Here is a 22,774-nt window from a genome sequence, read left to right as displayed (position 1 = left end):
GAATTGTCTGAGGAGGTTCAGGTGCACATCAAAAATCGGTTCGGGCCAATCGTTGCCGCATCGCTGCTTGGCATGGCCACCGCTTTTGTATCGATCAACCACGGCCGGGCGGATGAAAGCACCGCAAGGCCCGAAGCGGCGGTCTCACCGATGCAGCGGGTGACCGAGGCCAGGGCCAAGGCAGCAGCGGAGAACCCTGACGGCGCCGACCGGGTCTATGGCGGCAACCAGGCCGAAAAGGGCGCCTATCCGTTCCAGGTCGCGCTGCTCACCACCGCCAGGCTGGACGAAAACCCGGCCTCGCAAGCCAATGCGCAATTCTGCGGCGGCAGCCTGATCGCCCCGCAATGGGTGCTGACGGCGGCACACTGCCTCCACGACAAGGGCAGGCCGATATCGCCGGATGCAGTCACCGTGCTGACCGGCGCCACCGACCTCAGCGAAGGCAAACGCCACAAGGTCTTGGAGGTCATCGTCAACGAGGGCTACAGCGAGCAGACGCTCGACAACGACCTCGGCCTGCTCCGGCTTGCCGAGCCGGCCGATGCGCCGACCATCAAGCTTACCCGCGAGGCGACCCCCGACACCGGCAAGACCACCGTAACCGGCTGGGGCAAGATGCAGGACGGGACGTTTCCGACCACGCTGATGGTCGCGGACCTCGATCTGCAGCCGAACAGCGCCTGCAACAGCGGCATCAAGGCCATCTATGCGCATGACCTCAAGGCCGCGCTCGGCGATCTGTCACACCGCATGCGCTATTCGGAAAAGGGCATCGATGCCGCCGCCAATGCGATTGCCGCAGACATGACCGATCCGCTGACCGGCAACATGATCTGCGCCGGCACCACCAGCGGTGTGCGCGATGCCTGCAATGGCGACAGCGGCGGCCCGCTGTTCATGACCGGCGCCGACGGCCCGGTCCAGGTCGGCGTCGTCAGCTGGGGCGAAGGCCCCGCCGACGGCAGCGCAGCCTGCGGCCACAAGGACGCTTATGGCATCTACACGCGGCTGGCCAACTACGGCGGCTGGATCGAGGCGAAGATGAAGACCCCTGCTCCGGCGCCGGAAAAGCCGAAAGCCGGACTGGGCACCGCGCAGAAGCCGAAGACGCCCTGAGGCCGGCCATTTTGCCCGACATTTTGCTTGTCATGAAAACGGTGGGAGAGATTCCCGCCGTTTTCATTTGCCGGCTTGTCCGATAGCTTTATTTCCTCGGCGGGCCTTTGCGCTCGGCTGAGGCCGCCCACAGATTGATGTCGGATTCGCGCGCGTAGCTGTCGATCTCGGCCAATTCGGCATCGCTGAAGTCGAGCACCCTCAGGGCGCCGACGCAGTCCTCGACCTGCTCCGGCCGGCTGGCGCCGATCAGCGCCGACGTCACCTTGCCCTTGCGCAGCACCCAGGCCAGCGCCATCTGCGCCAGCGTCTGGCCGCGCTTGCCGGCGATGGCGTTGAGCGCCTTGATATTGGCGATGGTGCGGTCGTTGATGAAGGCCGACTTCAGCGACTTGCCCTGCGAGGCTCGGCTGCCTTCGGGGATGCCACCGAGATATTTGTCGGTCAGCATGCCCTGGGCCAGCGGCGAGAACACGATCGATCCGACGCCGAGCCCCTCCAGCGTGTCGAGCAGGCCGTCTTCCTCGACCCAGCGGTTCAGCATCGAATAGCTCGGCTGGTGGATGATGCAGGGCGTGCCGAGCTGCCGCAATATGTCGGCGGCCTCGCGGGTGCGCTGCGAGTTGTAGGACGAAATGCCGGCATAGAGCGCCTTGCCCGAGCGCACCGCATGGTCGAGCGCGCCCATGGTTTCTTCCAGCGGCGTGTCCGGGTCGAAGCGGTGCGAGTAGAAGATGTCGACATAGTCGAGCCCCATCCGGTTCAGGCTCTGGTCCAAGCTGGCCAACATGTATTTGCGCCCGCCCCATTCACCGTAAGGACCGGCCCACATTTCATAGCCGGCCTTGGTCGAAATGATCAGCTCGTCGCGATAGGCGGAAAAATCGGTGCGCAGGATTTCGCCGAAGGCGGTTTCGGCCGAGCCGGGCGGCGGTCCGTAATTGTTGGCGAGGTCGAAATGGGTGATGCCGAGATCGAACGCCTTGCGCACGATGGCCTGCTTGGTCTTGTGCGGCGTGTCATTGCCGAAATTGTGCCACAGGCCGAGCGAGATCGCCGGCAGCTTGAGGCCGGAGCGCCCACAGCGGTTGTAGATCATTTTTTCGTAGCGATTTTCGGCGGCGACATAGGGCATGGGAAAAGATCCTCGAATCTGAACAGACCGGGCAGCTTCATCGCAAAAGCGGTGAACCGGCCCGGCGCCCTTTTACCCTCTCCCCGGCCGAACGGGGAGAGGACAAAACAAAATTATCGATAATCTTTGCGCCTACTTCTTCGCCAGAAGTTCCTTGGCCGCCTTGACGCCAAGTGCCGCCGGCCGCTCGCAAGTGGTCTGCATGGCGACGAACTTGCCGGTTTCGCCGGAACGCAGGATGCCGGTCATGACATCGACGGCATGCAGCGCCAGTTCCATCGAGCAACGATGCGGCCGCCCCTCGACTATCGCCAATGCCATGTCGGCGAGGCCTGCCGTGCGGTAGTTGGCCATCATGCCTTGGCCGTGCATTTCATTGGGCACGCCAAGCGGGTGCTTCCATTTCGGCAGCTTCTTGACCGGCTTGCCCTCTTCGGTGAAGCGCACGTCGCCGCCGAAGAAGTTCGGATCCGGCACGAACACCGTGCCCGCTTCGCCATAGAGTTCCATCGGCGCGTGGCCGTGAGCCCAGACATCCCAGCTGGTGTTCAACGTCACCACGGCGCCGTTCTCGAATTCCAGCAGGCCATGGATGGTCGTCGGCGTGTTGACAGGGATTTTCTCGCCCGCGCGCGGTTTCGACGAAATCGTCCGCTCCTTGGCCGGGGTTGTCGCAAAGGCCGCCACCTGTTTTACCGGCCCGATCAGCTGGATCAGATTTGTGATGTAATACGGCCCGATGTCGAGCACCGGTCCGGCGCCCGGCTGGAAGAAGAAATCCGGATTGGGATGCCAATGCTCCATGCCGTGCCCCATGACATGGCAGGTGCCGCTGGTGATCTTGCCGAGTTTCCCCTCGTCGATCAGGTCACGCACCAGCTGGTGCGCGCCGCCGAGGAAGGTGTCGGGCGCCGAGCCGATGCGCAACCCGTTCTTTGCAGCCCGAGCCTTGAGGTCCTGGCCCTCTTCGAGCGAGAGGACGAAGGGCTTTTCCGAATAGACGTGCTTGCCCGCGTCGAGCACCCGTTTCGATACCTCGTAATGCACCGCCGGTATCGTCAGATTGACGATGATGTCGATGTCGTCGGCCTGGAGCAGGTCCTCGACGGTCTCGGCGCGCAGATTGAACTCCTTCGCCCGCGCTTTGGCCGCGTCCATGTTGATGTCGGCGCAGGCGCGCATCTCGATGCCGCGAAACAGCGGCGCCAGCGAGAAATACGCCCTCGAGATGTTGCCGCAGCCGATGACGCCAATACCCAATTTCTTTGCCATGATGATTGTTCCTAGTAAGCCTTGACGGATGCGATCGAGCGACGGGCGAAGCGCTCGACGTCGTTGGGGTTGTCCTGTTCCATGACAAAGTATTTTGCCGCGCTCTTGGCCCGCAACACCTTGATCAGGTTGGCCCAGTCGATCGTGCCGTGGCCGACATCCGACCAGCCATCCTCGTCCAGCCCTTCGCCCGGCCTGGCGATGTCCTTGACGTGGACGGCGACGATGCGTTTGCCGTGCTTTTCGATCCAGGGCAGCGGATCGGCGCCGCCGCGCACCACCCAGGCAAGGTCCATCTCCCAGCCGATATCGGGGGCGGAAGACAGGATGTGATCCTGCGGCACCGAACCGTCGGCGAGGGCCTTGAACTCGAAATCATGGTTGTGCCAGGCAAAGCCATAGCCGGCCTTCGAGGCGACCTCGCCGACCTTGGCCAGGCGCTCGCCAAAGCCGCGCCAGCCGGCGGCGTCGGACGGCCTGTCCTCGGCCATCAGATAGGGACAGATCAAGAGCTGGATGCCAAGCGCGTCGGCGGTTTTGCGCACGCCGTCGAAATCCTTCTCCAGCGCATCGATGGAGAAATGCCCGGTCGGCATGGAAAGCCCGTTCTTGTCGAGTTCCGCGCGGAAGGCCCTGGGATTTTCGTAGACGCCACCGAAACCTTCAACTTGCGTGTAGCCGAGCTTGCCGAGAGTGGCGAGCACGCCCTCCCAGGGTTGAAAATTGCGGGCGCTGTAGAGTTGGAATGACCAGTTCATCGTTCTGTCCGTTCTGCTTGGTAGGGTGGTTCTTGGGAGGCTTGGGAGCTACAGGCGGTTGCCGGATGGGGTATCGAACAGCGAGGCGCGGGCTGGGTCAAAGCCGATCCGGATCGGATCGCCGGTACGCAGCGTCTTTTCCGCCTCGACGCGGAAGGAAAAATTGCGGCCGCCTAGCTTGGTCCACACCAGCGTGTCGGAGCCCATCGGCTCGACGATCTCGACGGCCGACTCGGCGGTGAACGGCATGGCCTTGGCCGCATCGCCAAAGGCGACGTGCTCGGGCCTGATGCCGAACACACACGGCTTGCCGGCGCTGCCACGATCCTTGTCGAACTCATAGCGGTCGAGCGGTATCGAAACCCCGTCGGCGGTGAACGCCGCGGCATCGCCGGCTTCCAGTTGACCCTCGATGAAATTCATCGCCGGCGAACCGAGGAATCCGGCGACAAAGCGGTTGACCGGACGGTTGTAGATGGTTTGCGGGGCGTCGAGCTGTTGGATGACGCCGCCCTTCATCACCGCGATCCTGTCGGCGAGCGTCATCGCCTCGATCTGGTCGTGGGTGACGTAGATCATGGTGTTCTGCAATCTGCGATGCAGCAGCTTGATCTCGACGCGCAGTTCAGATCGCAGCTTGGCGTCGAGGTTGGATAGCGGTTCGTCGAACAGGAACACGTCGACATCGCGCACCAGCGCCCGCCCGATCGCCACGCGCTGGCGCTGGCCGCCGGAAAGTGCGGACGGTTTGCGCTGCAGCAGCGGTTCGATCTGCAGGATCTCCGCCGCGCGCGCGATGCGTTTGGCGATCTCGGCCGCGGGCACGCCGGCGACACGCAGGCCGAAGGACAGGTTCTTCTCCACCGTCATTTGCGGATAGAGCGCATAGGACTGGAATACCATGCCGATGCCGCGATCCTTGGGTTCTTCCCAGGTGACGTTCTTGCCCTTGATGAAGATGCGGCCCTTCGAAATGTCGAGCAGCCCTGCAATGCAGTTGAGCAAGGTCGACTTGCCACAGCCGGAGGGCCCCAGGAGCACGATAAACTCGCCCTCGGCGATATCGAGATTGAGCGTCTGCAGAACCGACACCGCGCCATAGTTCAGCGACAGGTTCTGGATCGATACGCTGGGCTTCGAGATTTCTGCCATCATCACCCTTTCACCGCGCCGGCAGCAATGCCACGCACAAAAAGCCTGCCGGAAATGAAATAGATAACGAGCGGAACCAGCCCGGTCAGGATGGTGGCCGCCATATTGACGTTGTATTCCTTCACGCCCTGCACGGAGTTGACGATGTTGTTGAGCTGCACCGTCATCGGATAGGTGTCGGGGCGCGTGTAGACGACGCCGAACAGGAAGTCGTTCCAGATGCCCGTCACCTGCAGGATGACGGCGACGACGAAGATCGGCAGCGACATCGGCAGCATGATGCGCAGATAGATGCCCCAGAAGCCCGCGCCGTCGACACGCGCCGCCCGGAACAATTCCTCCGGCATGGAGGTGAAATAGTTGCGGAACAAAAGCGTCAGGATCGGCATGCCGAAAATGGAATGGACGATCACCAGACCGGTCAGGCTGCCATAGAGGCCGATCTCGCGCAGGATGATGACAATCGGATAGATCATTACCTGATAGGGGATGAAGGCACCGACGATCAGGATGATGAAGAATGTGTCGGCGCCCTTGAAGCGCCAGTTGGCCAACGCGTAGCCGTTTACGGACGCGATCGCGATCGACAGGATCACCGAAGGTACGGTGATACGAACGGAGTTCCAGAAGCCGCGCGAAAGTCCGTCGCAATTGAGGCCGGTGCAGGCCGTCGACCACGCCTTGACCCAGGGCTCGAACGTGATCTCGAGCGGCGGCGAGAAGATGTTGCCGAGGCGGATCTCCGGCATGCCCTTGAGCGAGGTAACGATCATCACATAGAGCGGCAGAAGATAGTAGAGCGCCGCCAAGATGAGCGTGCCATAGAGGAAGATGTTGCGGCGCGAGAACATGTGACGCGGCTTCGGTCCGCTCGGTCCCGAGGCATCCGCATGGCCGGCGCCGGACGGCGCGGACAGGGAGACAGCTTGGTCAGACACGCTTCCTGCCTCCGAATTCGAGATAGGCCCACGGCACGATGACAATCATCACCGAGAGCAACATCATGGTCGAGGCTGCGAAACCCTGGCCGAGATTCTGGGCGAAGAACATGTAGTCGTAGACATACTTTGCCGGCACTTCGGAAGCGATGCCCGGCCCGCCGCTGGTCTGGGCGACGACAAGGTCGTAGACCTTGACGATGCCGGACGCGATGATGACGAGCGTGGTGATGAAGACCGGGCGCATCATCGGGATGATGATGAACAGATAGGTCTTCCACATCGGAATGCCGTCCACCCGCGCGGCCTTCCAGATATCCTCGTCTATGCCGCGCAGGCCGGCCAGCATCAGGCACATGATCAGCCCGGTGCCCTGCCAGAGCGCGGCGATCGATATGCCGTAGATGACGATGCTGGAATTGTAGAGCGGATCGAAAGCGAAGCTCGTCCAGCCGAGGTTTCGTATCACGCCCTGGATGCCGAAATCGGGATTGAGCAGCCATTGCCAGACAAGACCGGTGACGATGAAGGAGAGCGCGAAGGGATAGAGAAAGATGGTGCGGAACGTGTCCTCGAAACGGATCTTCTGATCGAGCAGGGCAGCGAGGATGAAACCGATCACCAGCGAGAAAACCAGCGAGATCAGGCCATAGATCAGCAGGTTCTCGATCGAAACCAGCCAGCGCGGGGTCGCCCACAACCGGTAATACTGGTCGAGGCCGACGAAATTCAGTCGCGGCAACAGCTTCGAATTGGTGAAGGAATAGAGCACCGTCCACGCCGTGCCGCCGACGAAAACCACCAGCGCGGTAAGAATCATAGGGATCGACGCGACCTTCGCATTGAGATTGCGAAACAGTCGGCTCGGGCGTTCGCTCTTGCTCATCGGTGCAGCCATGCTGGATCGGGTAAGGGCGCGCCCTCCCGGCCTGGAGTTCACCAGACCGGGAGGAAGGACTTTTGCCGGCGGTATCAGTCAGCCGTGGCGATGATGTCGGCGAAGCGCTTCTGCGCCTCTTCCACGGTCATCTCGGGCTTGGCGAAGAACTCGGAGAACAGATCCTCCTTCTGCTTCTGGCTGTCTTGCGAAAGCAGCTGGTCGGTCCATGGGATGACGGCGCCCTTGGCCAGGATGGCGAGACCCTTCTTCATGCAATCATTGGCGGCGTTGAGGTCGACGTCGCCACGCACCGGCAGCGAGCCCTTCTTGAGATTGAAGGCGACCTGGGTCTTGGGATCGAGCAAGGTTTCGGCCAGGACTTCCTGCGCCTTGGACTTGTCGGCATCCTTGAGCACCGGGAAATAGAAGGCATCACCACCCGTGGCGATGACCTCGTTCAGGCCAAGGCCGGGAAGACAAGTATAGTCCTTGCCGGCGGTCTTGCCGGCAACCTGGAACTCGCCCTGCGCCCAGTCACCCATGATCTGGCCGCCGGCCTTGCCGGTGATGACCATGTTGGTCGCCTGGTTCCAGTCCTGCACATTGGTGTTCTTGGCCATCTTGCGCGCATCGTCGGCCGCCTTGAACACCTTGGCGACTTCGGGACCGGCGGCGAACTTGGCGTCCTTGTCCTTGTAGACCTTGAGGAAGGTGTCGGTACCGCCGACCGCCGCAAGCAGCACGTCGAAGGCGCCGGACGACTGCCAGGCCTGCCCGCCCACCGCCAGCGGGACGATGCCTGCTTTCTCGAGCGCCGGGGCGGCGGCCACATATTCGTTCCAGTCCTTCGGCACCGGCACGCCAGCCTTCTTGAAGGCGTCGTTCGAGAGCCACAGCCACTGCCAGGAGTGGATGTTGACGGGTACGCAGTAAATCTTGCCGCCGATGGTGCAGCTGTCGAGCAGGCTCTTGGGCCGCACGACCTCTGTCCACTTGCCCTTGGTGGCGACATCGGTCAGGTCGCGCATCAGGCCGGCCTGCACCAGCTCTTCCGCTTGCCGGCCGTGATTGAACTGGGTGGCGCCCATCGGGTCGCCGCCGGTGATCCGGCTGATCATGATCGGCCGTGCCGTGCCGCCGGAGCCGGCAATGGCGCCGTCCACCCAGTGGTTGCCCGTGGCGTCGAAAGCCTTGGCGAGTTCCGCGACCGCCGCCGCCTCGCCGCCGGAAGTCCACCAATGAGTGACTTCCAGGTCCGTCGCGGCAGCCGGGCCGACGAACTGCAGTGCGGCCGTGGCCGCCAGGGCAGCGGTCAAAAGTTTGTATCGCATTTCGGTTCCTCCCAGAATCTGAAACGTTACAGATTTTCGATACGGCAATTGCGCGGATGGCGCAACCCCAGGCGTGTAGACCGTTCGATATTTTTTCGAGCCGCGAATAAAATCTACGACCGACCATGTTGTTGTGCGCCGCAATATGAGCAACTGCAGCGCAAAATAGGAAACGATCCATGAAAGCCGGCAAGAGCGTCGCCAGAACGGCGTTTCGCCCTGGATTCTCAGGGGAATTCGCGGCTCAATGTCGTGCAGCGAATTCGCCTGCCAACGCAGCGCGATTGGCAATCTGTAACGTTTCAGTATATTGACGGATTGCCGGGCTTGAAATCACGCCACGCCGCCAATCACGGCGATTGCCGACCCGGCCTGCGGCTGCTATGCGCCTGACGGGCGGGACGAATGGACAGACGGCATACGGAAAAGAACGCGGAAGCGTCGGCGCAAGAGCGGCCAACGCTGAAGACGCTTGCCTTCATGACCGGGCTCGGCGTCACCACCGTATCGCGCGCCTTGAAGGATGCGCCCGAGATCGGCGCCGAAACCAGGCGCCGCGTCCAGCTCGTCGCCAAGCAGATCGGCTACCGTCCGAACCGCGCCGGCGTCAGGCTCAGAACCGGCAAGACCAATGTCATCAGCCTCGTGCTCAACACCGAGCAGGAGATCATGAGTTTCGTCTCCGACATCATCTACGGTGTCTCGGAGGTCATTGCCGACACGCCCTACCATCTGATCGTCACGCCCTATTCGCGCTCGCAGGATCCGCTCGACCCGATACGCTACTTGGTCGAGACAGGCTCGGCCGACGGCGTCATCATTTCACGCACGCAGCCGAACGATCCCCGGGCCCGCTACATGCTGGAGCGCGGCATTCCCTTTGCCACGCATGGCCGCACCGAGATGGGGCTGGTCCACCCCTATCATGATTTTGACAATCACGCCTTCGCTGTCGAAGCCGTACGGCGCCTTGCGAGCCTGGGACGCCGCAAGCTCGCTTTGCTGACGCCACCCGCTGGGCTGACCTATTACAGCCATACGGTCAACGGCTTTGCCGATGCGCTGAGCGAGGTCGGCGCCAGCGAGATCCCGTTCAGCACCGTATCGATCGACCATTCGATCGAACAGATCCGGACGAGGACCGCGCAGTTGATGCGCCGCGACATCAGGCCGGACGGCTTTGTCAGCAGCGCCGCCGCCGCCACCCTTGCGCTCGTTGCCGGCATTGAGGATGCCGGCCTCAAGCTTGGCCGCGACGTCGACATCGTCTCCAAGCAATCATCGGACCTTTTGCACCTGTTCCGGCCGGAACTGCTGATCGTCAACGAGAACTTCCGGCTGGCGGGCTCGGAACTCGCCCGCTCCGTGCTCGGCTGGATCGGCGGCGCCGCACCCGGCTCGCTGCAAAGTCTCAGCGTGCCGGGCGAGGTTCTGGCCTACCAGCGCTCCACGGACTAACTCGCAGCGCCGCTGCCCCACGGACCGTGGAAGGCACCCTGCTCGCCGATGCGTTCGAAGCCATGCGCGCCGAAGAAGTCGCGCTGCGCCTGGATCAGGTTCGAGGTGCCGCGGCCCTGGCGGTAGCTGTCGAAATAGGCAAGGGCCGAAGACAGCGCCGGCACCGGCGCGCCGGCCTCGCAAGCCCTCGCCACGATGCGCCGCAGCGACGGATGCGCTTCCTGCATCAAGCTGATGAAAGCCGGCGCCATCAAAAGATTGGTCGAAGCCCCGCCGCTGCTGAAGGCGTCGGCCATCGTATCCAGCATCTGCGAGCGGATGATGCAGCCGGCGCGCCAGATCCTGGCGATGGTCGGCATCGGCAGGTTCCAGTTGAACTCCTTCGAGGCACCGCTCATCACCGCAAAACCCTGCGCATAGGCCGCGATCTTGCCGGCGAACAGCGCCAGTTCGAGATCTTTCAGCAGCGCATCCTTGTCGCCGGAAATCTTCGATACCCCGATGTTGCCGTAGGCTTTCTCGGCTGCCAGCCGCTCGTCCTTGATCGACGACAGCACGCGCGCCGCCACCGCCGCCTCGATCGCGGTCGCCGGAATGCCGAGTTGCTGCGCCTCGATGACCGACCATTTGCCGGTGCCCTTCTGGCCGGCCCGGTCGAGGATGATGTCGACCACCGGCTTGCCGGTCTTGGGATCGTCGGCGGCGAGCACCTTGGCGGTGATCTCGATCAGGTAGGAGTTGAGCCGGCCCTTGTTCCAGTTGGAGAACACCGTGCCGATGTCCTTCGGCCCCATGCCGAGCCCATCACGCAGGATGCCGTAGATTTCGGCGATCATCTGCATGTCGGCATATTCGATGCCGTTGTGGATGGTCTTGACGAAATGCCCGGCGCCATCGGTGCCGAGCCAGGCGGCACAGGGCTCGTCCTTGAACTTGGCGGAGATGGCGGTCAGCACCTTCTCGACCCGCTTCCACGAATCTTCCGTGCCGCCGACCATGATCGACGGGCCATGGCGCGCGCCCTCCTCGCCGCCGGACACGCCCATGCCGATGAAGGTCAGGCTCGAGCCGGACAGTTCGGAGAAGCGCCGCATCGTATCGCGGAAATTGGCGTTGCCGGCATCGATGACGATGTCGTTGCCGGAAAGCACACCGCGCAAGGCGTCGATCTGCTCATCCACCGGCTTGCCGGCCAGCACCATGATGATGATCGGGCGCGGCGGCCGGATCGCGGCGGCAAGTTCTTCCAGACTGTAGCAGGGCAGCACCATGTCCTTCAGCGCGCCGGCATTCTCGACAAAGGCGTCGGTACGTGCCCGGGTGCGGTTGAAGACGGCGATGCGGTGCCCGTGTTCGGCGATGTTCAGCGCCAGGTTGGAACCCATCGTACCAAGGCCGATCAGGCCGATTTCGGCTTTTTCCATCGTTTCTTCCCTGCTTTCGGATCTTATTGGTTGCAGCCCGCGATTTTTGCCGGGATGCCCATTCTTCCCGGGATGATTGACGGGCCTTTCGGGCCGCGTCAACCGCCTCGCCGAATTGTGTTGCAGTTGCACCATGCCACCGTTCGGCGACGATCACATTTGTCGGCTACGGCCGGATGTCTACCGGCGCTTCGATCTTCACCATCTTGAAATCCGAGACCAGGATGTCGATGCGCACCGTCCAGCGCCCGGGAACCGGAATGACGAGGTTGTCGACACGCCAGCTGCCGTCGCCGGGCTTGGTCGCCGCGCGCTTCAGCGGCTCGATGCCTGAATCGGGCTTGGACAGCACCAGCGTCACCTCCTTGGCGTCGAGTGGCCCGAAATCACCGGTCATGATGATCATCGAGGCGGCGACAGGCCCGGCATGGCCCGGCGTGATGCTGAGATCGGCCATCGCCTCCAGCGCGTGGATATGGACCGAGACCGGCTGCGCCGCCGCGATCGCCAGAGCCCGTGGCGGCGGCGTGAAGCGCCATCCCGCGGCAACGCCGAAGATCGCCAGCACGATCAGAATTTCGACGCCGATCGAACGGGTGAGCCTGCGCTGCACCTCCGTGGCGCCCGCCTCGGCGGAAGCGGTGAGTTTCCAGCGATTGACCGCGGCCAGCGTGAACAGGAAGACCAGCAGCGCCAGCTTGACCAGCAGCAGCAGCCCATAGGCGGTGCCGACCAGCGCCGAGGGCGTCTGCACCTGGATGACGGCGATTGCGACGCCGGCCGCGGCAAGCACGGCCACGACAGGCAGGATCGCCGAGGAGAAGCGGCGCAGGAAAGCGATGGCGCCAGCCGTCTGGTGCTTCAGCGCGAGACCGAGCGGCACCAGCGCGCCGGCCCAGAAGGCTATGCCGATACCGTGCACGAACACCAGCGGCCGCGTCAGCCATTGCGGTTCGGCCGCGCTGGCGTGGCCGCTGGCGGCAAGCGCAACGCCGACGCCAGCCAGGCCGACAAGCGCCAATGGGCCGGCGAGTACACGCGGTCCGGCCAGCGACAGCAAACCGAGGCCCAGCGCGGTCAGGGCGACCAGCACCGCCCAGCCGAAGGAGGTGCCGAGCCCGGTCCGCCAGATCACCGGCTGTGCCAGATGGGAGAGCGGCGCTCCAAGCGCATCGAGACCCTGAAAGCCGAGCGACAAGGGTGCCGCCACCAGGCCGCACAGGATCCCGGCCGTGACAAACCGCTGACCGTCGCGTCCCTCACCCGCCAGCCAGGCAAGGGCGAAGGCGCCGCCGACACCGAGGAAGAGGCCAATGTAGAGGAAGACCTTGCCGATCCAGATCGACAATCGCAGCGGCCAGTCGACGGCTTCGGACACGGCGGGCGGCTCGGTCGGCGCACCGATGGAAAACAGCAGCGAGCCCCCGACCGGATGGCCGTCGGCGGAAATGACGCGCCAGCTCAGCACATGCGTGCCGGATTTGAGCGCCTGCGGATTGTCGATCTCGAGCGTCTGGTCGGTGAGCCGGAAGGATGTCAGCGCAACCGGCGTGCCGTCTGGCTTCACCAGCGTCAGCACCAAGGGCGAAACCGGTTCGCTGAAGGTCAGTGAGAACTGCGCCGGAGCCTGCGCCAGAACGACACCGTCGGCCGGGTCGGTCTTGATCAGCGCGGCATGGGCAAAGGCCTGACCGGTCGAGGCCATGACCATAAGCGCCATGAGCACGGCCAGCAGCCCGCCGGCAATCCGGCCGACGCGCTTGCTGTTGGTATCGAGCATCCGGGAGGGTATTGCGGTCATGCCATGCCACGAGGGTGCGGCGCGCTCCGGTTAGCAGAGCGCGCCAGGGGAGAAACTATTTCTTCGGTGTGAGCTTGATGCCGGGCGCCGGGGTCTCCAGCGCGTCTTCATCCTGCCCCGCCGCCGGGATCTCGATCCAGCGGTCGACGGCATCGCCGCATTCCTGCACCACAGGGAAATAGAGCTGCTGGCCGACGGGCAGGTCCGCCGTCAGCGTAGCGCGGAAGACGAACTCGTCGTAGAATTCATCCGGCAGATTGCCGCCGCTCCAGTCGACTTCCTTGACGCCGTCGGTCACCGCCTGGCCATAGAGCTGGTAGGATTTTTCGTATTTGCCCTTCTTGGTCTGCAGCGTCCAGCCGGGTTTCGGCATCGGTTTCACTGCGATCACCCCTTCCGGAATCTGCACGCGCACGGCGGTCGTCGCCTTGCCGTCGCAACCATGCGGTACCCGTAGCACTGCCTTGTAAGTCGAGCCGACCGCCGCCTCCTGGGTTTCGAGCGTGATATGCGCGAAGGCGGCATTTGTCCCCAGCACCAGAAGTGCTACCGCCGACAAAAGATACTTGTTCATGATTGTCCCTCGGTACGATGGCCGCTTCAGTCGTTCTCTTCTTGAGGCGCGGCGCTGCCCATGGCCTGCACGGCGAATTTGATCGTCACCGTCCCGGCCTTTTCAAAGGTCAGCGTGGCGGCGAACATCTCGCCTTGCTTGGGTGGCTGCTTCAAATCGATGAACATCACGTGATAGCTGCCGGGACCCAAAACGACCTTGCCGCCGGCCGGAATCTCCAGGCCGCCGACAACGGGCCGCATCGTCATCACGCCATCCTTGACGCCCATCTCATGCAGTTCAGCCTTGTCCGAGATGTCGGACGAAATCGACAGCAGACGGTCCGGCGCGCTGCCGTTGTTTGTAATGGTAAAATAGCCGCCGGCCACCTTGGCGCCGGCCGGCGTGGCGCGTGACCAGGGATGGCCGATCTCGATATCGCCGACCTTGAACTCATGCGCCAGGACGGATTGAGCGCCGGCGAGCATGACCGCCAAGGCCAGCACGGCAGTGCCGAGACGCTCCTGGACGTGGGACAGAATGCGGCTGAACAGCGTGGCTGCCGCTATGGGGGAAGAATAGGACATGGTTGCTCCATGAAGTGATGATCGCGCCGTCGCCGGTCGCGAGCTGTTTGGTCCTTGGATGGGTGCGCCCGCGAAAAGTTCCGCCGGGCGAGCAAGCTCAGGCAGCCAGAGGCGGCGCGCGCGGATTCGACGGCCAGCGTTCGCGCGCGAAGTCGAGATGAATGCTCGCCGGAAAAACGAACGCGACCGCTTCAAAGGAAAGGCTGGCCAGGGCCGGCCCGGCGTCGGGCGGCGGCGCAAAGGCGGATGAAAACATGCTGCAGCCAAGCGTGCAGCAGGCCGGCAGATGGGACGGGTGCTGGTCACCGCCGGGAAGCTGGGTGGCGCCGTCGTGGGTGCAGATGACATTGCCGAAAGCGTCGAACTGCGCGGCATTCGGCCCGGTAGCGAAGGCGAACGCACCGAGCGTCGACTGAAGCAGCAACAGGCAGGCCGCGACAAGCGCGGTCGGCATGCTCCAGCGTCTCCCCCGGCGGTTCAAGCCATCTGCCTCTTCAAGCAATTCCTGAAAGGATACCTATCATGGCGGCGGCAGGTCGAAAATCGCCAATTCGATGCTGCGGCAACGCGGCGCGATCAGGATTTCTGCAGGGACCGGCTTTCGGGGATGGAGGTCAAAAGCGTCTGGCGCGCAGATTTCAGATGCTTGCGGCAGGCCGCGTCGACCTTACCGAGGTCGCGCGATTTGAGCGCCTCGATATAGGCAAGGTGCTCGCCCACCGCGACTTCGTTGCGTTCGCGCTCCTGCGCCTTGTTCCACTGGTAGTGGTAATGGAAGATCATGGCGATGACGTCGTAGAAATCGACGATGAAGCGGTTGCGCGAGGCGCGGTGGATGAGCCGGTGGAAGCGCTCGTCCAGCTCGGAAAACGCATTGAAGCGCGTGGCGATCTCTCGTGCCAGCAGGCGATGTTCGTCCTCCAGGCGGTCGAGATCGGCCCAGACCGGGCTGTCCTGCGGCAGAACGGCGAAGGCAGCCGCCGAGCGCAGTTCGAACATCTCGCGGATCTCGGTCAATTCGAGCGCGAAAGCCCGGGTAAAACCCTTCAGTACCCAGTGGCTGTTGCGGCGCTTCTCGATCAGGCCGAAGCGCGAGAAGCGGATCAGGAATTCGCGCACGCTGGTGGTGCCGACCCCGATCTCGCGCGCCAGTTCGAGCTCGTTGATCTGCATGCCGGCCTCGGCGCCGCCGGCGAGCAGCCGCCGCATGAACGACCGCTCGATGATCTCGGCCAGTGTGTCGGTCTCTTCCTCGGGAAAGAAATCGTCGGGACGCGGGTCGCGAAGCACCGTCTTGGCACGCTTGTTCCAGGCGATAAGCCCGGTTTCCTCCATGCGCGCCAAGATGCTGCGCACGGTCGTGCGGCTGACGCCGAGCAGCGTGCCCAGTTCCGGTTCCGACGGCAGGCTGCGCGTTTCGTCGAGCAGCCTGAGGCACCTGTTATAGGCGTCCTTGTAGACGTTGTTGCTCTTGGACATCCCCTGACCCATTCATGCCGGCGCTTGCGGCGGCCGGCTTGAAGCGCAATATGACGTTCCCATGACCCTGAAAAGCAGGAATCGCTTTCGCCGGGCATGGACCATTGTTTGCAGCGCCACCGCCAGCCAGAGGCGTGCGGAACGCCTGCGAAAAAACAATTGACGCAAAACTGTTTTTTCACGATAAAAGACATTAACTCTTAACAGGCGCGTGTCAATCCGCGCATCCCAGGATCACCCAGGAAACCGCCCGTGAACGCCTCGAACACCATTCTTCTGTCTCCCGCCGACAATGTCGCCGTTGCCAATGGCCGCATCGAGATCGGCACGGCTCTGCCGGGCGGCGCGCTTGCCACCGCTGTTATCGAGCCCGGCCACAAGGTGGCGATCAAGCCGATTGCCGCCGGTGAAGCCGTGGTCAAATACGCCCAGGCGATCGGCCGCGCGACGCAGGACATCGCACCGGGCGAACATGTCCATTCGCACAATCTGGTGTTCGAGGCCGGCCGCCTGCCGGTGGTGCCGCCGAGCGAGGCCGAGCATGCGACAGCGGCCGACCGCGCCCGCACCTTCATGGGCTATCGCCGCGCCGATGGCCGCGCCGGCACGCGCAACTTCATCGGCATCATCGCCAGCGTCAATTGCTCGGCCACGGTCTGCCATTCCATCGCCGACACCGCCAACCGGACCTTGCTGCCGAAATATCCCGGCATCGACGGTTTCGTGCCGATCGTCCACGGTCAGGGCTGCGGCATGAGCGGCACTGGCGACGGCATGATGGTCCTGCACCGCACCCTTGCCGGCTATGCCCGCCACCCGAATTTCGGCGGCGTGCTGATGGTCGGCCTGGGATGCGAGGTCAACCAGCTCACCCTCTATGGCCAGAAGGGCGCCGCGGCCGGCAAACGCCATTTCAACATCCAGGATGCCGGCGGGTCGCGCAAATCGGTGGAGAAGGCGATGGGCGTGCTGGCCGAGATCGCCGAGGAAGTCGGCCAGTTGAAGCGCGAGCCGATCCCGGTCAGCGAGATCGTCGTCGGCCTGCAATGCGGCGGCTCCGACGGCATGTCGGGCATCACCGCCAATCCGGCGCTGGGGGCGGCCGTCGATATTTTGGCCGGCGTCGGTGGCATCGGCATCCTCTCCGAGACCACGGAAATCTACGGCGCCGAGCATCTGCTCGCCTACCGCGCCGCGACACCCGAGATCGCCAAGAAGCTAGATGGCTATGTGAAATGGTGGGAAGATCACGTCGCCAAGCATGGCGCCTCGATCGACAACAACCCCTCGCCCGGCAACAAGCGCGGCGGCCTCACCACCATCCTGGAAAAGTCGCTGGGCGCGGTCGCCAAGGGCGGCCAGACGCCGCTCAATGGTGTCTTCGGCTATGCCGAGAAGGTCACCGGCAACGGACTGGTGTTCATGGACACGCCCGGCTACGACCCGGTCTCGGCCACCGGCCAGGTCGCGGGCGGCGCCAATGTCATCGTCTTCACCACCGGGCGCGGTTCCTGCTTCGGCTGCCGGCCGACACCGTCGATCAAGATCGCCACCAACTCGACCATGTATCACCAGATGGAAGAGGACATGGACGTCAATTGCGGCGTCATCGCCTCGGGCGAAAAGACCATCGCCGGCATGGGCCGCGAGATCTTCGAACTCATCGTCGAGACGGCTTCCGGCCGCAAGACCAAGAGCGAGGATTTCGGCTATGGCGACAACGAGTTCGTGCCCTGGCATCTCGGCGCGACGCTCTGAATTCAACGGAAATGTGGTAGAACTGCCGGGCTGGACAGCGGCCGGCAACGGGGAGGGTTTGCATGGAAAAACGCCGCATCGGCCGGACGGCGCTCGAGGTCACCGAGGTCAGCTTCGGCGGCGCCGCGATCGGCGGCTTGTACCGCGCCTGTCCACGCGAGGCGGCAATGGAGACGCTGCAAGGTGCCTGGGAGGCGGGGTTGCGCTATTTCGACACCGCGCCCTTCTATGGTTTCGGCCTGTCGGAACGGCGTTTTGGCGATTTCCTGCGCTACAAGCCGCGCGATTCCTACGTGCTCTCCACCAAGGTCGGCCGCCTGTTCCGCCCGGTGCCTGAAGACCAGGTGCCCGACCATTCCTATGTCGATCCGCTGCCCTTCGCGCTCGACTACGACTATTCCTATGACGGCATCATGCGGTCGGTCGACTTCAGCTATGCGCGGCTTGGGCTGAACAAGATCGATATCCTGTATGTGCACGACATCGGCGCCTACACGCATGGCGTCGAGAAGAACAAGCTGCACTTTCGCCAGTTGATGGATGGCGGGCTCAAGGCGCTCGAGGAGCTGAAGCGGGCCGGCACGATTTCCGCCTACGGCCTCGGCGTCAACGAAGTCCAGATCTGCCTCGACGTGATGCGCCGGGCGCCGCTCGACTGCATCCTGCTCGCCAGCCGCTATTCCTTGCTCGACCGTAGCGCCGAAGCCGAACTGCTGCCGCTGTGCCGGGAGCAGCAGACATCGCTTGTGATCGGCGGCGTCTTCAACTCCGGCATTTTGGCGACCGGGCCGGTGCAAGGCGCGCATTTCGACTACCAGCCCGCCAGCCGCGATATACTCGATCGGGTTGACGCTATGGAAAGGATAGCCGGCGAAGGCGGTTACCCGCTGGCCGCTGCCGCGTTTCAGTTTCCCCTGCACGAACCGACGGTCGCCACCGTGCTGACCGGCACCGCCAAACTGGCGAACCTGACGCGTAACCTTGAACTGCTCGACACCACCGTGCCGGGGACGGACTACGCCAAATACCGTCCCTACACGGTGGTGCAGAGCCTGGCGTGAAGCCGGCGTCCGCCAGCCTTGACAGGAGAGCTCGACCTTCACAAATGCGCGACTCCGCAGAAAGAATGAATGTTCCATATTGACTAATGCATGGAATTAATATTCCATGCATTCACGAAACGGGAGCGTTCGGCTGCGTCCAGGGAGGAGCGGCGCGTGAATGTGTCTGTGCCTGACATGGGGATCAGGTGCGAAACACCGCTTGCATCGTCCAGATCGATGCACTATCAAAACAGCGTAACTGTTTTTTATTGATAAAGTTCTGTTTGGGCCACGCCTATCCGAACGGAGCTCCCGTAACGTTCACCGGGCGACTTAGGGAGGTATCCTATGAAATTCGTGACCAGCATTCTCAACCGCCGCGCCGTCATGGCCCTGGCAGCAGCGTCGATGCTCGCCGGCGTCATGCATTCAGCGCCGGTTTCGGCGGCGGACGTGACCATTCCGATCATCGTCAAGGACACCACGTCCTTCTACTGGCAAATCGTGCTCGCCGGCGCCCGCAAGGCCGGCAAGGATCTCGGCGTCAACGTGCCGGAACTCGGCGCCCAGGCTGAAACCGATGTCAACGGCCAGATCTCCATCCTCGAGAACGCCGTCGCCGGCAACCCGGCCGCCGTCGTCATCGCGCCGACGGAAGCCAAGGCGCTCGGCAAGCCGATCGACGAGGCAGCGGCCAAGGTCAAGGTCATCGGCATCGACTCTGGCGCCGACTCCAAGGCCTTCACCTCGTTCCTGACCACCGACAACGTCCAGGGCGGCCGCGTCGCCGCGGACGGTCTTGCAGCAGCCATCGGCGCGGCTAATGGCGGCAAGGTCGAAGGCAAGGTTGCCCTGATCACCGCACTGCCTGGCGCCGGCTCGCTCGAGCAGCGCGCCCAGGGCTTCAAGGAACAGCTCAAGGCCAAGTATCCCGGCCTCGAACTGATCGCCGACAAATATGCCGACGGCCAGGCCACCACCGGCCTTAACATCGCGACCGACCTGATCACCGCCAATCCGGACCTGAAGGGCATCTTCGCCTCCAATCTGATCATGGCGCAGGGCGTTGGCCAGGCGATCGCCGAGAACAAGCTTGCCGGCAAGGTCGGCCTGATCGGCTTCGACAGCGACGAGAAGCTGATCAAGTTCCTGAATGACGGCGTCATTTCCGGCCTCGTCGTCCAGGACCCCTACCGGATGGGCTATGACGGCATCAAGACCGCGCTCGCCGCTTCGAAGGGCGAGAAGGTCGAGGCCAATGTCGACACCGGAGCCAACCTCGTCACCAAGGCGAATATGAAGGATCCCAAGATCGACGCGCTGCTCAATCCGAAGCTCAAGTAAGCAACGGTAGAGACGCACAGTTTCCGGGGCCTCGCGCCCCGGAAACGACAGCGATATCGCTTGGAAATCCGGCAGCCTGGGCTAGGTTGGTCTGGCAGGCATTTCGAATGCCTGCTGCGTGCCAGATCGTGAGGCCAATCTGGGAAGCCAATCAGGGAGGATTGTCATGACATCGACGGCGCAAGACCTGCACCCTGCCCCCGTGCTGGAGCCCGGCAGGACGATCCTCGAACTGCGCGGCCTCGAGAAGAAATATCCCGGCACCCATGCGCTGAAGCCGGTGACGCTGGCCTTCAAGGCAGCCGAAATCCACGCTATCGTCGGCGAGAACGGTGCCGGCAAGTCCACTCTGATCAAGCTTCTGACCGGCGTCATGCCGCGCACCTCCGGCGAGGTCATCTGGGAAGGCAAGCCGGCGGCGCTGGCGACCCCGCATGAGGCGATGGCGCTCGGCATCAACGCCGTGCACCAGGAAGTCGTGCTCTGCCGTCATTTGACGGTCGCCGCCAACATGTTCCTCGGCGAGGAGAATTCCCGCTTCGGCATCCTGCAGCAGCGCGCCATGGTCAAGGAAGCGCAGAAGATCATCGACGATCTCGGCTTCGACCTGCCGGCGCACGTCACGCTTGGCGATCTCACCATCGGCCAGCAGCAGCTGATCGCCGCCGCCCGCGCCACAGTGCGCGGCACCAAATTCCTGATCTTCGACGAGCCGACCGCCTACCTCACCCGCAAGGAGGCCGACCAGCTCTTCACCCTGATCCGCCGTCTGAAGTCCGAAGGCGTGACCATCATCTACATCAGCCACCGCATGGAGGAAGTCTTCGAGCTCGCCGATCGCGTCTCCGTGTTGCGCGACGGCACGCTGGTCGGCACCAGAAACATTGCCGAGACCAACGATGCCGAACTGGTCAAGCTGATGATCAACCGCTCGATCGAGCAGGTCTATCACAAGGAGCATTTCACGCCGGGCGCCGCGATCGTCGAGACGAAGAACCTGTCGGGCAAGGGCTTTGAAAATGTCTCGATGACGGTCCGTGCCGGCGAGATTGTCGGGCTCTACGGGCTGATCGGCGCGGGGCGCAGCGAATTCGTCACCACGCTCTACGGCCGCCATCGCAAATCGGCTGGCCAGATCCTGTGGGAAGGCAAGCCGGTCCAGATCAATTCCGAACATGACGCGATCAAGCTCGGCATGGCGCTGGCGCCGGAAAGCCGCCGCGACCAGGGTCTTTGCCTCAATTTGCCGGTTGGCCTCAACCTCAACCTGCCGATCTACAAGCGCATCTCCAAGAACATGTTGATCTCCGGCGCGCAGGAGAAGACCCAGGCCGACCGCCAGATCGCCGATCTCCGCATCAAGACGCCGACACGCCACGCGCTGGCCTCCAGCCTGTCGGGCGGCAATCAGCAGAAGATCGTCATCGGCAAATGGCTGGCGCATGGCGCCAAGCTGTTCATTTTCGACGAACCCACGGTCGGCGTCGATGTCGGCACCAAGGCCGAGATCTACCGCCTGTTCGGCGCGCTCTTGTCGAAGGGCGCCGGCATCATCCTGATCTCGTCCTATCTGCCGGAAGTCTATGAGCTGGCCGACACGCTGCATGTGTTCCGCCGCGGCAAGCTGGTGGCGACACACGGCTTCCGCACCGCCGATCACGAGGAAATTCTCACACAGGCGCTCGCCGAGAAACAAGAAAAGCTGGGAGGAAAGATATGAGCACCGAGGCGATTCCTGCCGAAAAACCCAAGCGCAATTACAACGCCCTGTTCGGGCTGACGCTGCTGGCGCTGCTGGTGCTGCTCTGGGTCATCCTGTCGCTGTCGACATCGAGCTTCGCCTCAGCCAACAACATCTCGAACCTTTTGCGTCAGGGTTCGATGATCGCCATCCTGGCGGTCGGCCAGACTTTCGTCATCATCACCGGCGGCATCGATCTGTCCGTCGGTGCGGTGGTTGGCTTCGCCACCGTCATTGCGGCGATGCTGATCAATGCCGGCATACCCGTCTTCCTTGCCATCCTGATCACGCTGCTGGTCGGCGTTGCCATCGGCCTGTTCCACGGCTTCGGCATCGTCAAGATGGGCCTGCCGCCCTTCATCATAACGCTGGCGACGCTGACCTCGCTGCGCGGAATCGGCCTTCTGATGACCAACGGCAACTCGATCTCCATCAACAATGATGCCTTCCAGGAATTCTCGCGCAACTCCTTCCTCGGCGTGCCCAATCTGTTCTGGATGGTCATCCTGGTTGGTATCCCCGCCTACATCTTCCTGCATCACAGCCGCTGGGGCCGCTACCTGTTCTCCGTCGGCTCCAACGCCGAGGCCTCGCGCCTCTCCGGTGTCAATGTCCAGCGTACCATCTACATGGCCTACACGCTGTCGGGCCTGTGCGCGGCTTTTGTCGGCGTGCTCCTGGCCTCGCGCATTGGCATTGGCAACCCGACCCAGGCCGAGGGCTGGGAACTGCAGGCGATCGCGTCCTCGGTCATCGGCGGCACCTCGCTGTTCGGTGCGGTCGGCTCCGTGCATGGCCCGCTGCTCGGCGCCTTCATCCTCGCCACCATCAACAACGGCGCCAACCTGCTCAACGTCAACGCCTTCTGGCAGCGCATCATCACTGGCGTGCTGATCATCGTCATCGTCTATTTCGACGGTCTGCGCCGCCGCGGCGGCAAGTGACCACTGCTGAAATCGATCTCCGGCCCGACGTGAAGGCGAGTCGGAAACCCAACTGGA

20 protein-coding genes are annotated in these 22,774 nt (G+C 63.2%); 7 read left to right on the top strand and 13 right to left on the bottom strand.

The genetic code is table 11. The annotated features are described in order from the left end of the window. The first annotated feature begins 21 nt into the window (after window positions 1-21). A complete protein-coding gene (locus ACWGS8_RS03670; RefSeq protein WP_454579643.1) occupies window positions 22-1,119 on the top strand; it encodes a S1 family serine peptidase in 1,098 nt (365 codons plus the stop codon). A gap of 88 nt (window positions 1,120-1,207) precedes the next feature. Here ACWGS8_RS03670 and mgrA read toward each other — a convergent pair whose 3' ends face one another. The 7 genes from mgrA to ACWGS8_RS03635 form a co-directional block, all read right to left on the bottom strand. Further along, on the bottom strand, window positions 1,208-2,254 hold the full coding sequence (gene mgrA, locus ACWGS8_RS03665; RefSeq protein ID WP_454579642.1) for an L-glyceraldehyde 3-phosphate reductase: 1,047 nt from the start codon (window positions 2,252-2,254) through the stop codon (window positions 1,208-1,210). 132 nt (window positions 2,255-2,386) lie between these two features. Continuing rightward, entirely contained in the window at window positions 2,387-3,526 is a 1,140-nt protein-coding gene (locus ACWGS8_RS03660; protein WP_454579641.1) for a Gfo/Idh/MocA family protein, read from the bottom strand. Window positions 3,527-3,537: 11 nt separating this feature from the next. Then, on the bottom strand, window positions 3,538-4,284 hold the full coding sequence (locus tag ACWGS8_RS03655) for a sugar phosphate isomerase/epimerase family protein (protein ID WP_454579640.1): 747 nt from the start codon (window positions 4,282-4,284) through the stop codon (window positions 3,538-3,540). A gap of 48 nt (window positions 4,285-4,332) precedes the next feature. Then, window positions 4,333-5,436 (bottom strand): ABC transporter ATP-binding protein, encoded by a 1,104-nt coding sequence (locus tag ACWGS8_RS03650; protein WP_454580112.1) that lies wholly within the window; start codon window positions 5,434-5,436, stop codon window positions 4,333-4,335. Window positions 5,437-5,438: 2 nt separating this feature from the next. Further along, the gene (locus tag ACWGS8_RS03645) at window positions 5,439-6,374 is read right to left on the bottom strand and encodes a carbohydrate ABC transporter permease (RefSeq protein ID WP_454579639.1); all 936 of its coding nucleotides are present in this window, start codon (window positions 6,372-6,374) and stop codon (window positions 5,439-5,441) included. After that, window positions 6,367-7,260, bottom strand: a complete 894-nt coding sequence (locus ACWGS8_RS03640) for a carbohydrate ABC transporter permease (RefSeq protein WP_454579638.1) — start codon at window positions 7,258-7,260, stop codon at window positions 6,367-6,369. The genes ACWGS8_RS03645 and ACWGS8_RS03640 overlap by 8 nt, the downstream gene beginning before the upstream one ends. Before the next feature lie 86 nt (window positions 7,261-7,346). Next, window positions 7,347-8,585, bottom strand: coding sequence for an ABC transporter substrate-binding protein (locus ACWGS8_RS03635; protein WP_454579637.1), 1,239 nt, complete (start codon window positions 8,583-8,585; stop codon window positions 7,347-7,349). Between the two features lie 405 nt (window positions 8,586-8,990). Here ACWGS8_RS03635 and ACWGS8_RS03630 point away from each other — a divergent pair, with 405 nt between their 5' ends. Continuing rightward, on the top strand, window positions 8,991-10,043 hold the full coding sequence (locus ACWGS8_RS03630; protein ID WP_454579636.1) for a LacI family transcriptional regulator: 1,053 nt from the start codon (window positions 8,991-8,993) through the stop codon (window positions 10,041-10,043). On the opposite strand, the gene gndA is transcribed toward ACWGS8_RS03630, so the two are convergent. The 6 genes from gndA to ACWGS8_RS03600 form a co-directional block, all read right to left on the bottom strand. Beyond that, the gene (gndA, locus tag ACWGS8_RS03625; RefSeq protein ID WP_454579635.1) at window positions 10,040-11,467 is read right to left on the bottom strand and encodes an NADP-dependent phosphogluconate dehydrogenase; all 1,428 of its coding nucleotides are present in this window, start codon (window positions 11,465-11,467) and stop codon (window positions 10,040-10,042) included. The two genes, ACWGS8_RS03630 and gndA, sit on opposite strands and share 4 nt — an antisense overlap. Before the next feature lie 166 nt (window positions 11,468-11,633). Beyond that, window positions 11,634-13,268 (bottom strand): copper resistance CopC/CopD family protein, encoded by a 1,635-nt coding sequence (locus tag ACWGS8_RS03620; protein WP_454579634.1) that lies wholly within the window; start codon window positions 13,266-13,268, stop codon window positions 11,634-11,636. A gap of 55 nt (window positions 13,269-13,323) precedes the next feature. Then, window positions 13,324-13,842 carry a YcnI family copper-binding membrane protein gene (locus ACWGS8_RS03615; protein WP_454579633.1) on the bottom strand — a complete coding sequence of 173 codons (519 nt, stop codon included), beginning with the start codon at window positions 13,840-13,842 and terminating at the stop codon, window positions 13,324-13,326. Between the two features lie 26 nt (window positions 13,843-13,868). After that, window positions 13,869-14,408 carry a copper chaperone PCu(A)C gene (locus ACWGS8_RS03610; RefSeq protein ID WP_454579632.1) on the bottom strand — a complete coding sequence of 180 codons (540 nt, stop codon included), beginning with the start codon at window positions 14,406-14,408 and terminating at the stop codon, window positions 13,869-13,871. Between the two features lie 97 nt (window positions 14,409-14,505). Beyond that, window positions 14,506-14,862: a DUF2946 family protein gene (locus ACWGS8_RS03605; RefSeq protein ID WP_454579631.1), complete on the bottom strand. Its 357-nt coding sequence runs from the start codon at window positions 14,860-14,862 to the stop codon at window positions 14,506-14,508. 122 nt (window positions 14,863-14,984) lie between these two features. Then, a complete protein-coding gene (locus ACWGS8_RS03600; protein ID WP_454579630.1) occupies window positions 14,985-15,887 on the bottom strand; it encodes a GntR family transcriptional regulator in 903 nt (300 codons plus the stop codon). Window positions 15,888-16,139: 252 nt separating this feature from the next. Between ACWGS8_RS03600 and ACWGS8_RS03595 the strand changes: the two genes are divergently transcribed. The 5 genes from ACWGS8_RS03595 (at window position 16,140) to ACWGS8_RS03575 (ending at window position 22,717) form a co-directional block, all read left to right on the top strand. Then, on the top strand, window positions 16,140-17,645 hold the full coding sequence (locus ACWGS8_RS03595; protein WP_454579629.1) for a UxaA family hydrolase: 1,506 nt from the start codon (window positions 16,140-16,142) through the stop codon (window positions 17,643-17,645). A gap of 62 nt (window positions 17,646-17,707) precedes the next feature. Beyond that, window positions 17,708-18,706: an aldo/keto reductase gene (locus ACWGS8_RS03590; RefSeq protein ID WP_454579628.1), complete on the top strand. Its 999-nt coding sequence runs from the start codon at window positions 17,708-17,710 to the stop codon at window positions 18,704-18,706. Between the two features lie 330 nt (window positions 18,707-19,036). Further along, window positions 19,037-20,032 carry an ABC transporter substrate-binding protein gene (locus tag ACWGS8_RS03585; protein WP_123170143.1) on the top strand — a complete coding sequence of 332 codons (996 nt, stop codon included), beginning with the start codon at window positions 19,037-19,039 and terminating at the stop codon, window positions 20,030-20,032. A 166-nt stretch (window positions 20,033-20,198) separates the two neighbouring features. Then, complete coding sequence (locus ACWGS8_RS03580) at window positions 20,199-21,752, top strand: sugar ABC transporter ATP-binding protein (protein WP_454579627.1); 1,554 nt, start codon at window positions 20,199-20,201, stop codon at window positions 21,750-21,752. Further along, window positions 21,749-22,717: an ABC transporter permease gene (locus tag ACWGS8_RS03575; RefSeq protein WP_019861267.1), complete on the top strand. Its 969-nt coding sequence runs from the start codon at window positions 21,749-21,751 to the stop codon at window positions 22,715-22,717. Before ACWGS8_RS03580 ends, ACWGS8_RS03575 begins: the two co-directional genes overlap by 4 nt. Window positions 22,718-22,774 lie beyond the last annotated feature (57 nt).

It is taken from the genome of Mesorhizobium sp. 43Arga, from assembly GCF_053714255.1.
This window is presented reverse-complemented; position numbering and strand designations above follow the sequence as displayed.

Excerpts from the sequence above, each read along its gene's own strand:
- ACWGS8_RS03615 (WP_454579633.1), bottom strand. The coding sequence starts at position 13,842 with ATGAACAAGTATCTTTTGTCGGCGGTAGCACTTCTGGTGCTGGGGACA.
- ACWGS8_RS03575 (WP_019861267.1), top strand. The coding sequence starts at position 21,749 with ATGAGCACCGAGGCGATTCCTGCCGAAAAACCCAAGCGCAATTACAAC.
- ACWGS8_RS03635 (WP_454579637.1), bottom strand. The coding sequence starts at position 8,585 with ATGCGATACAAACTTTTGACCGCTGCCCTGGCGGCCACGGCCGCACTG.
- ACWGS8_RS03655 (WP_454579640.1), bottom strand. The coding sequence starts at position 4,284 with ATGAACTGGTCATTCCAACTCTACAGCGCCCGCAATTTTCAACCCTGG.
- ACWGS8_RS03605 (WP_454579631.1), bottom strand. The coding sequence starts at position 14,862 with ATGCCGACCGCGCTTGTCGCGGCCTGCCTGTTGCTGCTTCAGTCGACG.
- ACWGS8_RS03640 (WP_454579638.1), bottom strand. The coding sequence starts at position 7,260 with ATGAGCAAGAGCGAACGCCCGAGCCGACTGTTTCGCAATCTCAATGCG.
- ACWGS8_RS03590 (WP_454579628.1), top strand. The coding sequence starts at position 17,708 with ATGGAAAAACGCCGCATCGGCCGGACGGCGCTCGAGGTCACCGAGGTC.
- ACWGS8_RS03610 (WP_454579632.1), bottom strand. The coding sequence starts at position 14,408 with ATGTCCTATTCTTCCCCCATAGCGGCAGCCACGCTGTTCAGCCGCATT.
- mgrA (WP_454579642.1), bottom strand. The coding sequence starts at position 2,254 with ATGCCCTATGTCGCCGCCGAAAATCGCTACGAAAAAATGATCTACAAC.
- ACWGS8_RS03620 (WP_454579634.1), bottom strand. The coding sequence starts at position 13,268 with ATGACCGCAATACCCTCCCGGATGCTCGATACCAACAGCAAGCGCGTC.
- ACWGS8_RS03630 (WP_454579636.1), top strand. The coding sequence starts at position 8,991 with ATGGACAGACGGCATACGGAAAAGAACGCGGAAGCGTCGGCGCAAGAG.
- ACWGS8_RS03650 (WP_454580112.1), bottom strand. The coding sequence starts at position 5,436 with ATGGCAGAAATCTCGAAGCCCAGCGTATCGATCCAGAACCTGTCGCTG.
- ACWGS8_RS03660 (WP_454579641.1), bottom strand. The coding sequence starts at position 3,526 with ATGGCAAAGAAATTGGGTATTGGCGTCATCGGCTGCGGCAACATCTCG.
- ACWGS8_RS03600 (WP_454579630.1), bottom strand. The coding sequence starts at position 15,887 with ATGTCCAAGAGCAACAACGTCTACAAGGACGCCTATAACAGGTGCCTC.
- ACWGS8_RS03580 (WP_454579627.1), top strand. The coding sequence starts at position 20,199 with ATGACATCGACGGCGCAAGACCTGCACCCTGCCCCCGTGCTGGAGCCC.
- ACWGS8_RS03585 (WP_123170143.1), top strand. The coding sequence starts at position 19,037 with ATGAAATTCGTGACCAGCATTCTCAACCGCCGCGCCGTCATGGCCCTG.
- gndA (WP_454579635.1), bottom strand. The coding sequence starts at position 11,467 with ATGGAAAAAGCCGAAATCGGCCTGATCGGCCTTGGTACGATGGGTTCC.